The organism is Staphylococcus sp. HMSC34G04 (genome assembly GCF_001838765.1).
GTDB classification, from domain to species: Bacteria; Bacillota; Bacilli; order Staphylococcales; family Staphylococcaceae; genus Staphylococcus; species Staphylococcus epidermidis.
Genome location: NZ_KV838694.1, coordinates 1 through 18,599 on the forward strand (window position 1 = coordinate 1; position 18,599 = coordinate 18,599).

The following is an 18,599-nucleotide window of genomic DNA, read 5'->3' on the forward strand; positions in this document are numbered from 1 at the left end:
GTGTGACCTCCTTGCCATTGTCACCAGACAAAATTAACTTACTTAATTAATGATACACACTTTTAAAAGCTAATGCAACAGTTAATTTTACACTTTGTTAAAATTTTCTTTGCAATTGCATAACATATCGTTCTCGTTTTTGACGACTTTTATATGTTACTTCACTTATCAATATATGTCAACACTTTTTATGCTATTTTGATATTTTTTGTATCAAATAGAGAAATTCTCTCTTTTCACTTCAAATATTCTAGCATATATTAGTTTTGATTGCTATATGACTATTTTAGCAATTTTGTTATATAATCCTCTATTTATAACTTTATACATCTTTCTCCTTATATGTATTCTTAATCGAGTTTAATCCGTAATTTTTCACGGGTATAATTTCAAGCTAGAAAAATAGGCGCTGCCTTTAAATATTAAGAAGGCAGCGCCAAAACATAATCAATACAATTAAATTTGTAAACATTATGATGGTTTGTAATTTTAAACAATTATCACTAATATAATCTATTTTTGTCTCATGTATGGGAATAGTAATACGTCTCTAATTGACGGTGAATCAGTTAATAGCATTACTAATCTGTCGATACCGATACCTAGACCACCAGTTGGAGGCATTCCGTACTCTAATGCTTCGATGTAATCTTCATCCATATCATGCGCTTCATCATTTCCTTGTTCTTTTTCAACAAGTTGCGCTTCAAAACGTTGACGTTGATCAATCGGGTCGTTTAATTCCGTGAAGGCATTTGCATGCTCTCTTCCTACAATAAATAATTCAAAACGATCAGTAAATCTTTCATCATTTGGATTTTTCTTTGCTAACGGTGAAATTTCAATAGGGTGTCCATAAATAAACGTTGGTTGAATAAGTGTTTCTTCAACTTTCTGTTCAAAAAATTCATTTAATATATGGCCATATTTCATATTTTCAGTAATTTCAATATCATGTTCTTTTGCTAATCTAATCGCTTCTTCATCAGAATTAACATTATAAAAATCTACACCGGTAGCTTCTTTAACAGCATCAACAATGTGAAGTCGTTTCCATGAAGATTCTAAGTCAATTTCTTCACCATTATATTGTACTTTAGCTGACCCAAAAACTTCTTGAGCAATATGTCTGACCATATTTTCAGTTAAATCCATTATATCATGATAATCAGCATAAGCTTCATACAATTCAATCATTGTAAATTCAGGGTTATGTCTTGTAGACACACCTTCATTACGAAAGACTCTGCCTATCTCGTAGACTTTTTCAAGACCTCCGACAATTAATCTTTTCAAATGTAGTTCTATAGCTATACGCATATAAAGAGTAGCATCTAAAGCGTTATGATGCGTAACAAATGGTCGTGCAGCAGCACCTCCAGCAATTTGGTGCATCATTGGTGTTTCTACTTCCAAGAATCCTTGTTTATTTAAATAGTTTCTCATTTCTTGAATTATTTTACTACGATTAATAAACGTTTGCGTACTATCTTCATTTGTAATTAAATCTAAATAACGTTGTCGATATCTTTGTTCTATATCTTGTAAACCATGGAACTTATCAGGTAAAGGTCGTAATGATTTGGATAGTAAAGTAAACGACTTAGCTTTGACAGAAATCTCGCCCGTATTAGTTTTAAACATGACACCTTCAACACCTATAATGTCACCTAAGTCAGCCATTTTCCAAATGTTAAATTGATCATCTCCAACTTGATCTTTTCTTACATAAATTTGAATTTGGCCTTTCAAGTCTTGAATATGTGCAAATCCCGCTTTACCTTTACCACGTTTAGTCATAAGACGACCTGCAATTGACACGTGGCTTTCGTCTTCTTTTTCATGCAATTCTTCCTTAGAGAATTGGTCCCACTGTTCTTTTAACTCACTTGAAGTAGATGAGCGATCGAATCGATGACCAAAAGGATCAATCCCTAAATCAATTAATTCTTGTAATTTTTGACGACGAACTTGCATTTGGTCGTTCATTTCTTCTGACATAAAATTCTCTCCTTTGAACTTTGATTTATCAATTTATTGTTCCATGTCTTTCTGTTGAAAACTTTAGGAGCTATATATTGTTTCCCAATCAGTTTTAATTTATATTTAAGCCTTTCATTATTTCCTTCTTATCTTCATATGTATTGTTATTCCATGAAGGTTGATATTGCATCTAATCAAAGCAAATATGCTCACTTTATTATTCTACAAGACCATCAAAATGTAATAAAGTAATTTATATTTTCATCGAATAGTTGCAAGCTTTATAAACTTATTGATTAGCAATATATGAATTTCTTTCATTAAAAGTTTCATTTAAGTTTTAAAACCATATTACTATACTTTATTAATCCTTATATTTTTTCACGCTATTATCAGTTACTACTAGTTGCCCGATACTTTTATTAGAGATCGGTTCTATTTGGTTAGTAGCTATATCATTTAATGGGATAAGAACAAACGAACGTTCTTTCATTCTAGGGTGCGGCACTGATAAATTATCTTGTTCAATAATTTGATCACCAAACAGTAGTATATCTATATCTAAAGTTCTAGGCCCCCAACGTATTTCTCTTTTACGATGAAGTTGTTGTTCCGTTGTTAAACAACATTTTAACAAAGATTGTGGATTCAATTCAGTCTCTATCTCAATGCACAAGTTTAAGAATTTCGGTTGATTAGTATATCCCACTGGTTCAGTCTCATAAATATGAGAAACTTGAGTTACTTGAATACCTTGATAGTCATGAAGTATTTTAATAGCCTCATTGAGTTGTAGTTCTCTATTTCCAATATTGCTCCCTAATCCTAAATAAGCTTTAACCATTTAGTCATTCTCCCTCACTATTTCAATCCCAACACCATCGTAATGACCAGGAATAGGTGGGTTTTCTTTAGTGATTCTAACTTTCGTTTCCATTACACGATTATAGTGTGAATTTATATGTTTTGCAATACGTTCAGCCAGATGCTCAATTAAGCATGAACGTGGCCCTTCAACAATAGACTTTACATCTTTATAAACCTCTCCATAATTTACAGTATCTTTTACATCATCTGATTGACCTGCATAACTAAGATCAACCTTTAAAGTAATATCAACAACAAAAATTTGTCCAATATCATTTTCTGCAGCTAATACTCCATGATAACCATAAAAACGCATTCCATTAAGAAAGATGATGTCGTTCATATTCATTCTCCTTTAGAAAATCCATACTTTGGGCTAGTCGCGTATTTAATAATACATTATGAACTCGAACCCCACGAACGCCTTTCATTATACCATAAGCCGTTGTAGCTGCAGTTGCCTCATCTCTATCTGAAGGAGAAGAATCTTGATTCATCATTTCTTTAATGTATCTTTTTCGACTTGTTGCAAGTAAAACTGGATATTCGGTCGCTACTAATTCATCTAATCTTGCCATTACTTCATTTCCTTCTTCTCGTGTTTTAGCAAAACCTATTCCAGGATCTAACCAGATTTTATTATGTGGTATACCGGCTAGTTCAGCCTTATTCGCTTGCGCAAGTAATGATACAAGCATCTCTTCAACAACAGGTTTATCTCTATGACCGTCACCATTATGCATAAGTACAATTTCAGCACCGTATTGAGATACCACATTAAACATATTCGAATCAAATAGGCCTGCCCACTGATCATTAATCATTGAAACACCAAGTTTAAGACAAGCTTCCGCAACTTCACTTCGAAATGTATCAACCGAAATTTGCACATCATATTTAACGATAGACTCAACCACAGGCAATACACGATTCATTTCTTCTTTAAGCGATACTTCTTTATGCGATACTTCTTTATGCGATACTTCTTTATGACCTGGTCGTGTTGAGACACCTCCAACGTCTATGATGTCTACACCTTCATCTATCATCTCTTTAGCACGCTTCACAGCTTGATCAACTGAGTGGTACTGTCCTCCGTCAGAAAATGAGTCAGGTGTCACATTTAATATCCCCATTATTTTTGTTTTAATCATAATTTCACCTTTTTCAATAATATACTCTTAGATTTTTTTAATTTTCAATAATAACTACATTACTAAACACATCTGCTACTTCATGATATCATTCATTTCAATAAGTTTTGAGTATATATTATCGGCATATTAAAAAAAGGTAGCCGATTTTAGATAGAAGCTACAATATTGGTTGGTCTGATTAAATAAAAAACGAAGATTTATTTTATAAAAAGTTGAAAAATCAACGTGAAATACACGCTATTTTAAAACTTTAGAAACAAATCTTCGTCCAAAATGATTTTTAGTTTAGTTTTTAATTATCAAATGAATATAATGGTGTTGATAAGTAACGTTCCCCATTACTTGGTAATACTGTTACAACTGTTTTACCTTTACCTAATTCTTTTGCTTTTTGAATAGCAGCATATATTGCAGCACCAGATGAAATACCTGCTAATATACCTTCTTCTCTAGCAACACGACGTGCCATATCCATAGCAGTATCATTACCTACTTTGATGATGCTGTCATAAACTTCTGTATTTAAAGTATCAGGTACGAAACCTGCTCCCAATCCTTGTAATTTATGAGGGCCTGGTTCACCACCGCTTAATACTGGAGAAGCTTCAGGTTCAATAGCTACTATTTCCACATTTGGATATTCTTTCTTCAATACTTTACCAACACCAGATAACGTACCACCAGTTCCTACACCAGCTAAAAATGCATCAATTTGTCGACCTTCAAATTGTTCAACTAATTCTGGTCCAGTTGTAAGTTCATGAATTTCAGGATTTGCTGGATTTTCGAATTGTTGTGGTTCAAAATAGCCGTGCTCTTCTTTTAATTCTTTAGCTTTTTTTATTGCACCTTTCATAGCTTCAGATCCTGGTGTTAATACTAGTTCAGCACCATAAGCTTTTAATAAGTTACGGCGCTCTTGGCTCATTGTTTCAGGCATTGTAAAAACTGCTTTGTACCCCTTGGCAGCACATACAAATGCTAGACCTATACCAGTGTTACCACTCGTAGGCTCAACGATTGTATCACCAGGTTTAATTTTCCCTTCACGCTCAGCTTTTTCAATCATCGCTAAAGCGATACGATCTTTTACCGAACCACCTGGATTTTGATATTCTAACTTAACATAAATATCAGCTGCATCATCATCAACAACGTTTCTTAATTTGACTACAGGTGTATTCCCAATAATTTGTGTAACATAATCTACAGGTTTTTGTGCCATCCAAAACACTCCTTTTAGTTTTACAATTTATCAATACTTAGTTTTTCTATCGGATATAACTTTATTCTATCAGAATTTTCTAAAAAGACAAACCGTATAGTCTTACTATAAATAAAACTATATACTACTTTGGTCTTTACTATAAGACATTTCCTACAAAAGATTAAGTTAAACGTAAAAAAAGATAGTCGAACGAAAGTGAGGACAACAAATAATCCTCCTTTTCGACGACTTTTACATTACTATATGACTAACTTCTATTAAAATTGAGTGCATAACTTTTAAAATTTATATCCAGTTTGTTTTATAAATTATATTAACTCATCATTTTTTGAACTATTTCATTGTTTCTAATAAATCTTCTAATTCACTTTCACTATACTGATATTTATTACCACAGAAGTGACATACAGCTTCAGCTCCATGATCCTCTTTAATCATGCTATGAATTTCTGCCTCTCCTAAACCTTTAATAGCATTTAAAAATTTCTCATGACTACAATTACATTCAAATTGCGCTGACGTTGAATTTAAAATTTGAACATTACCTTCACCCAAAATTTCATTTAATATTCCTTCAGGTGTAAGTCCTTGCTCAATTAATTTCGATACAGGTTGCATTTGACTAATGGCTTCTTCTAATTTAGTCACCGTTTCATCAGTAGCACCTGGCATAACTTGAATAATAAATCCTCCCGCTGCTTTGATTGAGTTGTCTGGATTAACTAATACACCCAATCCTACTGATGATGGTGTTTGTTCACTTGTGGCATAGTAGTATGTGAAATCATCTCCTAGCTCACCTGATACTATTGGACTCGCACCAGAAAAGTAGTCTTTCATTCCAACATCTTTAACAACCTGAATGGAACCATCAGTACCAACTGCTCGCCGTACATCCAATTTACCTTGATCGTTGAGTGGAAAATGCGTTTGTGGATGGTCTACATATGCACGAACATTTCCTTGAGCATCTGCGTCAGCAATAATTCTGCCAATTGGACCTTTGCCATCAACAGTAACTGTTAACTTTTGATTTCCTTTTAACATTGCACCCATCATAACAGTAGCTGTCATAGTTCTTCCCATAGCGGCAGAAGCAGTAGGCCATGTATAATGACGTGTTTGTGCTTCTTGTACTGACTCTGTTGTGATTGCAGCATATGCTCTTATTTCCCCACCGTATGCTAAACCTCTCACTATATAATCATGTGTCATTGTTAAATCTCCTTTTTAAAAATAATCTATAATTTAAAACTTTTTATTTTTTAATACTGATTGGTTATTATACATCTCTTATTGGCTAATATGAAATCTATTGCTCATACATGTTTATTGAGTATTATAACCATGAGAGATGATAACAATATTTTTACCAAAAGTTTAAAAATGTATTGGTATAAACTATACATAAAAAAGTCCCTTTTCACTCAATTCATACGTGAGCAAAAAGAGACTTACTAAAACTTGTACTATTGTCTATGATTTGGATCGTTAGGATTGTATGGTTTATCGATGTTCGGAGATTGTTGATGACCTGGTTCATTCGTATGTGAAGTATTATCAGCTTCTCTGTCTGTGTTGTCTTGGTTTACTTCATCTTTTTCATGGTTGTCATCATCTTCTTTATCGTCATCTTCTAACTGTTCTTTACGAATGTCGTTGTATGATTTTCCATACTTTCCATCACTATAATCACTATTTTCATTTTTCACAACTTTTGCAGAGTCATAATCTACTTCTGGTAAAACACCATCATAGAATAATGATTGAATTTGTTCTGCAACTAATGTTTCTTCTGAAAGTAGTGTTTTAGCAATTAACTTAAGTTGTTCTTCATGTTCTAACAAGATTTGTTTACAACGTTCATATTGCTCTTTAACAATTCGTTGAACTTCTTTGTCAATTTCATAAGCAATTTGACCAGAATAATTCGGCTCACCTTGCATATCTTTACCAAGGAATACTTGTCCACCACTATTGCTTGAGAATTGTAATGGTCCTAATTTCTTACTCATACCATATTCTGTAACCATAGATCTTGCAATTTGCGTTGCTCGTTCAAAGTCATTCGAAGCACCTGTTGATACTTCACCAAAGTTAATATCCTCAGATACTCGTCCACCTAATAAACCACATATTTTGTCGAGTAATTCTGGTTCTGTCATTAAGAAGCGATCTTGTTTTGGTAACATCATTGCATAACCGCCTGCTTGTCCACGAGGGACAATTGTTACCTTGTGTACAATTTCAGCTTCATCAAGCACCATACCGATGATAGTATGACCTGCTTCGTGATGCGCTACAATATTACGTTCTTTTTCAGAAATTACACGAGATTTTTTAGCTGGACCTGCAATAACACGGTCAGTTGCTTCTTCAATATCGCGCATATCAATTTTATTTTTACCCTCACGTGCTGCAATTAAAGATGCCTCATTTAGCAAGTTTTCTAAGTCTGCACCAGAAAAACCTGGCGTTCTTTGAGAAATAGCTTTTAAATCTACTGTTTCATCAAGAGGTTTATTTTTCGCATGCACATGAAGAATTGCTTCACGACCTTTAACATCTGGTCGTCCAACTTGAATTTGTCTATCAAAACGACCAGGACGTAACAATGCAGGGTCTAAGATATCTGGGCGGTTTGTAGCCGCAATCATAATAATACCTTCATTTTCTCCAAAACCATCCATCTCAACTAATAGTTGGTTTAATGTTTGTTCACGCTCATCATGACCGCCACCTACACCTGCACCACGTTGACGTCCAACAGCATCAATTTCATCAATAAAAATGATACATGGGGCATTTTTCTTAGCATTTTCAAATAAATCACGAACACGACTCGCACCAACACCAACAAACATCTCAACGAAGTCAGATCCACTAATTGAGAAGAATGGTGCACCAGCTTCACCTGCAACCGCACGTGCTAATAATGTTTTACCTGTACCTGGAGGCCCAACAAGTAAGACACCTTTTGGAATTCTTGAACCCATTTGTTTAAATTTCTTGTTATCTTTTAAGAAATCTACAATTTCTATTAATTCTTGTTTCTCTTCGTCAGCTCCTGCTACATCTGAGAAACGAACTCGACGTTTATTACTGTCGTACATCTTAGCTTTGGATTTTCCAAAGTTCATCATACGACCACCACCGCCGCCACCTTGGGCTTGGCTAAGGAAGAAAATAAATAATAATGCAATGATTAATACAGGAATCAGTGTCGTTAAAATACTAACGAATACACTTTGTTTTTCTTCTTCTTTAACTGTAAATTTAAGATTATCTTGTTTCTTAGCTGTATCTGTGATTTTTTGTAAATCTTTTTCATTGTTATATAAAATTGTCGATGAGTAATCTTCATCTTTTTTTGTTTTACCACTTACCATATATACGTTTTGCTCTGGTTGAATTTCTAAAGTTTTTAAATCGCCTTTATTCAACTTATTAACAAACTGAGTATATGTAAGTTGTTTTGGCATATTCCCATTTCCATTTAAAAATGAAAAGAGGCCAAATATAATAACGCCAATAATTGCGATAACTAGCACATTGCGAAAAGCTTTCTGCATGCGTCATTTCCTCCTACTTCCAATAATAAAACTAACAAAAATTGTAACACAACACTTTATATTCAGGCTAGTATTTCAACTTTAGTATTGCATCTACAATTTTGTCGATTTTAAAATGCATTATTCTTTGTTTACTATCTGTTAACATTAATTATCTTAATAGTTTTAATCAATTCATAACATTTTTGAATTGTTACTTTGAGTCTACACTAAATCTACGCACAGTTCATTATACTAACATACTTATTAATTAATACAGATCCAATTTTAAAATCTATTTAGAATAAACTTCTGCTTTTAGTGTGCCTATGTATGGCAGATTTCTATATAACTCACGATAATCTAAACCATAACCAACTACAAATTCATCTGGAATCTTTTTACCAACATATTTTGCTTCGATATCAGCTTTGCGACGGTTAGGTTTATCTAATAATGTAGCTATTTCTAAAGAGTTAACTTTACGTGATTGCAATAACTCTGTAATAGATTTTAAAGTTGTACCAGTTTCTAATATATCTTCAATTATAAGTACGTCTTTATTTTCTATAGAAGCACCTAAATCTTTCAATATTTGAACTTCCCCAGTCGATTCCGTTCCACCATGATAACTTGAAACATCCATAAAATCGATTGATAAATGTGTATCAATACGTTTAATTAAGTCTGCCATAAACATGACTGATCCCTTCAAAATACCAACACAAACGAGTGGGCGATCTTTATAATCCTCAGTAATGATAGCTCCCATCTCTTTACAAATATTTTGAATGTCTTCTTCCGATAACAAAACATTCTTTAAATCCTTATGCATTATAATTCATCTCCATTATTCGAAATCAAAATAAATTCTTTAAAATTTTCTTTAACATATAAATCGCCAATAGCTAACACTGCATTTTCTTGATTAATAATGAGTGGGATGCGCTGACGTTCAGCAAGAGTCACTTTTTTATCGATAAATAAACGACTCACTTTTTTATGACCTTTTTGACCATTTAATTTATACACATCTCCATTTTGTCGGACACGCACAGTAAGCGGATATAACTGTTGTGGTAAGTCAGGATGAATATCAATTTGATAATCATTAAATTCATATGTACCTGGCTTTCTAATACATATACGGTCTAATATATATTGATCCATTTCACTTTTAGCCATTATTATTAATTTATCATATGCAATTTGAATTATCCATTCATCTGTTACGTGAATATTAAATTGAGATTTATCATTTCTAATCTGTTCAAACCACTCGTCATAAGCATGTTGTGGCATTGCTAAATGACAATCTAATTTTTCGAATAACAAATCCATAACTACGCTTTTGATATTCACATTCAATTCATTAAAAGCAGTTCTAGAAAAGGAATAGGTTAAATATTTACTTTTTGAAACTTCGTTATTGATGAACGTTTCAGCTTGTTCTTTTAACGATTGCAATTCAATATCATGCCAATCCTTAAGTTTGAGTAGCTGATGCGCGTTTAAATGCGGGTTCTCGTTAATTGCAGGTATGATGCGTTGTCTAATGTCATTTCTAACATATTTTCTATCTTGATTAGACATGTCCTCATAGTATGGAATTTGGTTCGCATACTGATACGCTAATATTTCAGTTTTTTTTAAATTTAACATAGGACGATACACTTTGTATTGATTAAAATACGACTCATATGTCATACCTAATGAATTACGTGTTGATCTCCCTGTAAACAAACGATATATAATCGTTTCAAATTGATCATCAAGATGATGAGCTGTTAACAATACATCTGCTCTTAATTGAGCTATGATATCTCCAAACCATTCATAACGACGTTGACGCGCTTCTTGTTGAATACTATTACCGTCTGCTACAATATCACTTAAGTCTAAACGCTTTATATAAATGTCAATATGATGTTGATGGCAATACTCTCTCAAAAACGCTTCTTCTTCATATGACTGTTCACGCAATCCGTGGTTAACATGAACACATGTTAATTTACGATATGTATGTTGATAGTCGTTTAATAAGCTATATAATAAACTCATACTATCAATGCCTGTTGAGACAGCCACAACAATATGTGCTTTTTTAGACCAACCATCTGTTTTGATATTCATTTATTCACCTCGTTACTTTAAATGATGCCACTAAATTGAATTCTACGTGATACAATTAAATCCGTCTTCCATAACGTAATATGACTTACTCAACATCAACAAAAATAGGAGTAGGAGAGAATTCAAAGTAATATAATTGAATTCTACCTCCCACCCCATGTGGATGTTGCATATGTTTAATCAAGGACTAAACATCTTCGTAGTGTCTTCCCACTATTTGTCAAAGTACTAAAAACATCATCACTCTGACATTAACGGTCGTTTAATCTATATCATATTAACGTCTAGAACCTTTACCGCCTCTGCGTGATTCGGTTTGACGTTTAATTGACGTTAATTTATCTTCACTATCTTTTAAGAAGTTACTTAATTTTTTCTCAAAGTCTTCAGTTTTTTGAACTGGTTTACCGTGATTAGCTTTACTGTGACGAGGCTTACGAGGGCGGTCTTTAGCTTTTTTTATTGATAAACTAATTTTACCATCATCCGCGATTGATAAAACTTTAACTTCTACTTCGTCACCTACTGATAAGTGGTCTTCAACATTTTCAACATAATTGTCGGCAACTTCACTGATATGAACTAAACCACTTTTTCCTTCAGGTAATTCTACGAATGCACCAAACTTTTTGATACCTGTAATTTTACCTTTAAGCTTGTTTCCTACTTCGATTGACATTTTCTAAATAAATCCTCCTGGTTAGATTCGATTTTATCCTTATTATATTCCTGTTCACGTAATTTCACAATGATATAATCATATTATTTTATTCTAATTGCCTTTTTCGTTTGAAGTCTTTGACTGAGAGGATTTTTTATCATCAGGTAATCTAAAAATGACTTCACCTTTATTACTTAAATAATAATCGTCTCTCGCTATTTTCTCGATATAGTCTTTATCATTTAAATTATTAAGTTTCTCTTTTAAAGCAATTTCTTCATCTTGTTGTTTTTGAAACTCAGTTTCTTTCTCTTTCCTTTCAACTGCATCTTGATCGTTATTATGTCTTTGAATGACAAGCAATACAAGTAGAATGAGGATAATCGCTAAAAGAATACCTCCGAATAAAGCAATACGTCTACGTACAACACGCATTTTCATTTTTTGTCGTTGTTTTTTCTTATTTTCTTGTGACGTATATTGGTTACCGATATGTTCTACTTTTTTATTCATTGCTTGTCACCTCCTTAAGCATTTCACTCTTCATTAATACGTTCTTCTTTAATCAAATCATACATACCTTTTGCATTTTCTTTTGTAGCATGGTCGCTTAATCCTGTTACTTTAACTGTGACTAATTTTTGTCCAAAACGAATAATGAGTTCATCGTTTTCTTTGATATCTGTACCTGCTTTTGCCACATTTCCATTGACAGTCACTCGACCTTGGTCGCTAATTTCTTTAGCTAATGTACGTCGTTTAACTAATCGTGACACTTTTAGATATTTATCTAATCTCATGAATTTTTCTCTCCTTGTTGTAAAAATTGTTTGAGATCATCTTCGTCAAATTGCCTATTTTTTGTTTTATCATACAATTTCAAGAAGTGGTCTGCAAATACTTTCTCAAATTTAACACGAGGCACTTTACCTTCTTTTTCTTTAGCACGTGACCAAATGTCTTTTAAATCCTCTTGCGAAGTTACATGCGCATTACCAAAGATATGTGGATGTCTATGAATCATCTTGGTGTTGAGACTTTCTATAATTTCTTTGATATCAATATATCCTTCTTTTTTACCTATACTAGAATGTAATAATACTTGTAAAAGTATATCTCCTAATTCCTCTATCATATGCCAATCATCTTCATTATCAATGGCTTCAAATAATTCAAACGTTTCTTCTAAAAGATACCGTTTTAATGAGTCGTGAGTTTGTACTTTATCCCACGGACACCCTTTTTCATTATCAACGAGTAAATCAATAGTTTGAACTGCGTAATCAAAATCTTGATAAAGTAATGTATCCTCATTGATTTTTGGAATAAATAAACTTGTAAGATTATTAAAATAATCGTCGTAGCGATCAATTTCATAAAGTGGGCATTCAATTACGTGAGCTCCATCACTATGAGAACCAGTAATTATTTTCACATTAAAATCATCAGGATATCTTTCCATTAAAGTAAGTTTTAAATCGGCAGCTATCATTACGCTATAAACTTGAGTAATTACTGTATTTGTACGAACATTTAAGGCCGATTCTTTTAATGACGTACCATCAAGCAGTGTAAAACCATCATTGGGGTCTACATCAACCGCTTCAAAAATGTCATCAATAAAACTTTTTCCTCCAAGTACCTTCACAGAGATATCCTTATTAAAATGACTATACTCTAATAATTTTACAGTCGTAGTTTCAGCAACTCTAGGATGACCAGGAACTGCATAAACAATATCTTCAGATTGTGCCAATTCTATTAGTGATGTGACAATCGCTTCATAAACATCTTCAAAACGGTCATGTGCTTCATAAATACTATCGAAACTCTCGAATTCAATTTCTTTCTTTAGCGTATTGATGACAGGATGATTTAAGGTTCTAGCATATACTTTAGACTCTTTTTCTAAAAAACGATAGATACCTAAAGGTAACTCATCAATGCCATAATTACCTAAACCAACTATTGTAATTGTATGGGTCATGACCGTCTTCCTCTCTTCATTTGATATAATTTGTCTCCAAAAGGTAAGTGCTTTATTTCTTTGTATCCTAATACATTAAATATAATAATATACAACATTATAATCACTATGCCTATAATTGAGCTAACTATAAGTTCTAGTAATCCTAACATCCTACTTTTTGAAGGTAAGGCAAGCATGACAGTTTGAACAACTATACTCATAATTATCATACCTAAAATAAGTTTAACGATAAATAAAGATATACGATTAAAACGGTAGTACTTTAAGACTGCAACTTGCAATATTATGACAAAAAGTAGTAGTGATAAGACTGTACTCACACTTGCACCCACGATACCCCAAAAAGGTATTAATATAACATTTAAAATAATTTTGGACAGTATTCCTATTATCACACCCATAATAATGGGACGAATACTGGTTTGAACTTGTAATAATGAGATATTCATCATTATTAACGAAACACATATCACTGTAAACATATAAACACTCAAAGTTAGAGTTAAATGATTACTTTTAAAGAATACAACATTCATAAGTGGAAGCAGATTAATTAATCCTATACTAGCTGCTGTACTTATTACTACCGTGATTTTAATTGATGCATTTGCATAACGATTCATATGAATTTGATTATGTTCACGAATTGCTTGAGTAAGTAATGGGATAAGAACGAAACTAAAAGTCGTAGTTACAATCAAACCCATTTGTATAAATGAAGCACCACGATCATAAATGCCTTTTTGAATAATTGCTTCTTTAAAAGCAATACCGCTATGTTGTAATAAACGTATTATTGTAAAACTATCCACAACTTGCCATAAAATAACGATAAGTTGACTCAATGCAAATATGGATATGGAAATAAACAACTGCTTCCATTGAATGGAAGTATTATTAAAGCGATAGCATAACTTAAGTTTAAGTGGTTTTTTAAGTAATAAATATAACATTGAACCTAAAAAACCAATCGAAGATGCCAATATAGCTAATGCTCCTGCTTGATAAATAGACCAGTGTTTCATTGAAAACATAATAATTGCAACAATGATTAAACTAACTCTAATTACCTGTTCTATAACCTGGGAAATTGCTGGTATGGTCATTACTTGTTTTGATTGATAAAATCCTCTTAACACTCCTAAGACACCTATTAAAATAAAACTAAAACTGGCCATCTTTAACATGGGTGCTAAATTAGAATCGCCCATCCATCGGGTAATCATATTCGCAAACATAAAAAGCAAAATAAAGACGATAAAACCTATGCATTGTAATCGAAACATAACCCTTGTATAGACTTCATCGGATCGATTAACACCTATCACTTGAGTCACAGCACTTGGAATAGCATTCATAGATAAAATAACCCCTAGTGCTACGACAGGATATATTTGTTGATAAGCATATAAACCGTCATCACCTAAAACATTTTGATACGGAATGCGATAAATGGCACTTAGTATCTTCACAATAATTAATGCTAAGGTAAGTATAACGACGCCGTTAAACGCCGTCTCACTCTTAGTCTTCATCTTTAATCGCCATACTTTCTTCAATACATCTAACTAAGAATTTCAAACTATCTAACCATTGTTTTGATTTTGTTAGCGTTACATTCATTGCATTATTTTGCACGCCAACTTTCATTGCTCTACCAAGAGGTTGCGTCTGTTTAAACAATTCTTCTCCATTAATATCTTCAGTCGCTTTAGGTGATAAAATGATTTGTATAGATTTGCCTTTGTCTTTTATCAATTCGACACCCGCATGTAGAGCGTGGACTTTGATTTCAACAATATCTAATAATCGTTCGACTTCAATTGGATAATCATTAAAACGATCTATTAATTCATCTTTGACATCGAAAAGTTGTTCTTCTGTTTCTACTTTTCGAAGTTTTTTGTATATCTCAATTTTAGCCTGTTCACTTTGTATATATTCAGCTGGTAAATAAGCATCTAAATGCAATTCAACTTCAATATCTGGTGCATCCGGCGATTCTTCTTTAATTCCACGTTTTTCGTTTACAGCTTCTTCTAACATTTGAGAGTATAAATCGAAACCAACCGAATCAATAAAGCCATGTTGTTGCTTACCGAGTAAATTACCTGCTCCACGAATATTTAAATCTCGCATAGCGATTTTAAAACCTGAACCTAGTTCGGTAAACTCCTTAATAGCTTGCAATCGCTCTTCAGCAGTCTCATTTAACACTTTGTTAGCTGGATGTAAGAAATAAGCATAACCGATTCTACTTGAACGTCCTACACGCCCTCTTAATTGGTATAGCTGGCTTAATCCAAAACGATCGGCCTCTTCTATGATTAACGTATTAGCATTTGGTACGTCTACACCTGTTTCAATAATTGTTGTCGTTACTAAAATATCGTACTCATGATTAATAAAGCTTAACATCGTTTCCTCTAAATCGCGTTCAGTCATTTGGCCATGTGCTACAGCAATGTTAGCGTCAGGCATTAACATTTGAAGTTGTTCTCTTTTTTCATAAATGGACTGCACTTTGTTATACAAATAAAATACTTGTCCATCGCGAGATAATTCACGCTCTAATGCCTCTTTAATAAAGTTCGTATTCTGCTCTAAGACATAAGTTTGTACAGGAAAACGATTTTCAGGTGGTGTTTCAATCACTGATAAGTCACGTACACCTAACATACTCATATGCAATGTTCTTGGTATTGGTGTTGCAGTAAGCGTCAGTACATCAACGTTTTTTTTCAAAGTTTTAATGCGTTCTTTATGTCGTACTCCAAAACGTTGTTCTTCATCAACAATAAGCAATCCTAAATCTTTATATTGAATATCTTTACCTAATAATTTATGTGTACCTACGACAATGTCAACATATCCTGATTCGAGCCCTTCTTTAGTTTCCCTTATTTCTTTAGCTGTGCGGAATCGACTTACCAATTGAATTTCGACCGGAAAATCTTGCATACGTTCAAGGAGTGTTTCGTAGTGTTGTTGTGCAAGAATCGTTGTTGGTACTAAAAACGCAACTTGCTTACCATCCATGACAGCTTTAAACGCTGCACGGACAGCCACTTCAGTTTTACCATATCCCACATCACCACAAAGAAGGCGGTCCATAGGTCTTGCTTTTTCCATGTCACCTTTAATTTCATCGATTGATTTACTTTGATCGGGTGTTAATTCATATGGAAAATCATGCTCAAATGCTGATTGCTCTGCAGTATCTTGGCCGTATTGGTAACCTACAGACATTTCACGTTCTTTATACAAATCAATTAATTCATCAGCTATATCTTCAACACTTTGTTGAACTTTGGCCTTTGTTTTTTTCCATTCTGTCCCGCCTAATTTATTTAATCTAGGCGACTTATCTTCAGAAGCCACATACTTTTGAACTTGATCCATTTGATCAACTGGAACAAATAATTGATCGGTTCCTTTATATTGCAATTTAATATAGTCGCGATGTGTATCTCCAACTTCTAGTGTTTCAACACCTAAGTATCGTCCGACACCATGATGCACATGCACAATATAATCGCCCACATTTAAGTCTTGATATGATTTTATTTTTTCAGCATTAGAAATCGTTTTTGTACGTTTACGTTGTTTCTTTTGTCTCGTTTTAAATAATTCTCTTTCTGTGATGACTACCAACTGCATATAAGGTAATTCAAAGCCTTCAGAAAGACTACCTTCCGTTACTACAACTTGACCACCATCAATATCTTCATGAATATTTGATACTGTTGGAATATGCATTTCGTTAAGCATTGATTGAATACGTTCAACTTTTGTTTCAGTTTCAACAAGAACTACGACAGTGTAATCTTGATGCACGTATCTTTGAAATTCCGAGCGCATAATGTCATATTGACCATAAAATTGTTGAACTGGTTTACAAGAGAACTTAATAATATGTTGTAATGGCACTTGCATCGAAGATGTAAATAATGTGAAATATGCAACGGCATGTTTCTCTAGTAATGCGTCAAAACTTTCATACTTCATAAATCCTTGTCCGATAAATCCATTTCCACTCTCAATTAAGTTACTCATAAAATCTTCAACTTCTGTAGTGAGTGTTTCTTCTGTTTCCTTAATACGATTAAACTCATCAACTACAACAATCGCGTTTTTTTGGAAATAATCAATAAGGGTTGATGGTTTTTCATACATAAATGCAACAAGACGTCGTAACAATTGATGATCAAAAAAGGTAGATTCAAATAACTTGAAACTTTCATATGTCTCTTTTAAATCATTACGTACGGACTTCTCAATTTTAGGGCGTGTATATTCATATGCTTTTTTAAGTTCATTTTGTAAGTGTTGTATCACTTCATCAGTAATAATGTAATCACTGGCTGTTGTGATTTCAACTTGATTTATATTATCGTTAGAACGTTGTGTTTCTACATCAAAGTCTCTGATGGAATCTACTTCAGTATCAAATAGCTCTATTCTCACAGGTGTTCCTACCAATGGATATATATCTATAATTCCACCACGCAATGAAAACTCACCAATATGTGACACTACACTTTCTCGACGATAACCCATATTAACTAATTTATTTAAGAACGTATCAACATCAATATCCTGGCCTACTTTAATCGTCATTTGATGATCTTTCCATAAATCAACCGGTGTTAACCATTTTTTAAATCCGTTTAAAGGCACAATAAATAACCCTTTTTCGCCTTGGGCTAACGCAGTCAACGTTCTAACACGCTCACTCATCAATTGTGGACTTTGAGTAGAAAACTCTTCAGTCATTATATCTTGAACAGGATATTTATAAACTTCTGAGTCATCTACATATTGTAAAATGTCAGTTTCGATTTTATCTGCTTGGTATAAATTATTAGTTACGAGTAGCATTTGTTTATGATCTTTTAAATATTTTTCAGCAATAATTGTTGCCTTCGCTGACGGGGATAATCCCGTAACTAAAATATTCTCTTGGCCGAAGACTTCATCTAATTCTTGAAAACGTTTATCTTCGCTAATGTAATTTGCAATCATTGAT

Annotated in this window: 15 protein-coding genes; all 15 read right to left on the minus strand. The window is 33.1% G+C overall.

All coding sequences use genetic code 11. The annotated features are described in order from the left end of the window. Positions 1–513: 513 nt before the first annotated feature. Complete coding sequence (lysS, locus tag HMPREF3241_RS01540; protein ID WP_002458687.1) at positions 514–2,001, minus strand: lysine--tRNA ligase; 1,488 nt, start codon at positions 1,999–2,001, stop codon at positions 514–516. Positions 2,002–2,347: 346 nt separating this feature from the next. After that, the gene (gene folK, locus HMPREF3241_RS01545) at positions 2,348–2,827 is read right to left on the minus strand and encodes a 2-amino-4-hydroxy-6-hydroxymethyldihydropteridine diphosphokinase (RefSeq protein WP_070592751.1); all 480 of its coding nucleotides are present in this window, start codon (positions 2,825–2,827) and stop codon (positions 2,348–2,350) included. Further along, entirely contained in the window at positions 2,828–3,193 is a 366-nt protein-coding gene (gene folB / locus HMPREF3241_RS01550) for a dihydroneopterin aldolase (protein ID WP_001832204.1), read from the minus strand. Further along, on the minus strand, positions 3,171–4,004 hold the full coding sequence (folP, locus tag HMPREF3241_RS01555) for a dihydropteroate synthase (RefSeq protein WP_070853394.1): 834 nt from the start codon (positions 4,002–4,004) through the stop codon (positions 3,171–3,173). Before folP ends, folB begins: the two co-directional genes overlap by 23 nt. A gap of 295 nt (positions 4,005–4,299) precedes the next feature. Continuing rightward, entirely contained in the window at positions 4,300–5,232 is a 933-nt protein-coding gene (cysK, locus tag HMPREF3241_RS01560) for a cysteine synthase A (RefSeq protein ID WP_001832242.1), read from the minus strand. Between the two features lie 336 nt (positions 5,233–5,568). After that, positions 5,569–6,450 carry an Hsp33 family molecular chaperone HslO gene (gene hslO / locus HMPREF3241_RS01565; protein ID WP_001832190.1) on the minus strand — a complete coding sequence of 294 codons (882 nt, stop codon included), beginning with the start codon at positions 6,448–6,450 and terminating at the stop codon, positions 5,569–5,571. 254 nt (positions 6,451–6,704) lie between these two features. Further along, positions 6,705–8,807, minus strand: a complete 2,103-nt coding sequence (gene ftsH, locus HMPREF3241_RS01570) for an ATP-dependent zinc metalloprotease FtsH (protein WP_001832199.1) — start codon at positions 8,805–8,807, stop codon at positions 6,705–6,707. A 274-nt stretch (positions 8,808–9,081) separates the two neighbouring features. Continuing rightward, positions 9,082–9,621, minus strand: a complete 540-nt coding sequence (gene hpt, locus HMPREF3241_RS01575; protein ID WP_001832216.1) for a hypoxanthine phosphoribosyltransferase — start codon at positions 9,619–9,621, stop codon at positions 9,082–9,084. Continuing rightward, positions 9,621–10,919 carry a tRNA lysidine(34) synthetase TilS gene (tilS, locus tag HMPREF3241_RS01580; RefSeq protein ID WP_002447894.1) on the minus strand — a complete coding sequence of 433 codons (1,299 nt, stop codon included), beginning with the start codon at positions 10,917–10,919 and terminating at the stop codon, positions 9,621–9,623. The genes hpt and tilS overlap by 1 nt, the downstream gene beginning before the upstream one ends. A 277-nt stretch (positions 10,920–11,196) precedes the next feature. Then, the gene (locus HMPREF3241_RS01585; RefSeq protein ID WP_002457104.1) at positions 11,197–11,598 is read right to left on the minus strand and encodes a S1 domain-containing RNA-binding protein; all 402 of its coding nucleotides are present in this window, start codon (positions 11,596–11,598) and stop codon (positions 11,197–11,199) included. A gap of 93 nt (positions 11,599–11,691) precedes the next feature. Continuing rightward, positions 11,692–12,093, minus strand: coding sequence for a cell division protein DivIC (gene divIC / locus HMPREF3241_RS01590; RefSeq protein ID WP_001832241.1), 402 nt, complete (start codon positions 12,091–12,093; stop codon positions 11,692–11,694). 23 nt (positions 12,094–12,116) lie between these two features. Then, positions 12,117–12,380 (minus strand): RNA-binding S4 domain-containing protein, encoded by a 264-nt coding sequence (locus HMPREF3241_RS01595; protein ID WP_002447891.1) that lies wholly within the window; start codon positions 12,378–12,380, stop codon positions 12,117–12,119. Then, the gene (locus HMPREF3241_RS01600) at positions 12,377–13,567 is read right to left on the minus strand and encodes a MazG nucleotide pyrophosphohydrolase domain-containing protein (protein ID WP_001832236.1); all 1,191 of its coding nucleotides are present in this window, start codon (positions 13,565–13,567) and stop codon (positions 12,377–12,379) included. Before HMPREF3241_RS01600 ends, HMPREF3241_RS01595 begins: the two co-directional genes overlap by 4 nt. Further along, entirely contained in the window at positions 13,564–15,105 is a 1,542-nt protein-coding gene (locus tag HMPREF3241_RS01605; RefSeq protein ID WP_002457103.1) for a polysaccharide biosynthesis protein, read from the minus strand. The genes HMPREF3241_RS01600 and HMPREF3241_RS01605 overlap by 4 nt, the downstream gene beginning before the upstream one ends. Next, positions 15,095–18,595, minus strand: coding sequence for a transcription-repair coupling factor (gene mfd, locus HMPREF3241_RS01610; RefSeq protein ID WP_002490925.1), 3,501 nt, complete (start codon positions 18,593–18,595; stop codon positions 15,095–15,097). The genes HMPREF3241_RS01605 and mfd overlap by 11 nt, the downstream gene beginning before the upstream one ends. Positions 18,596–18,599 lie beyond the last annotated feature (4 nt).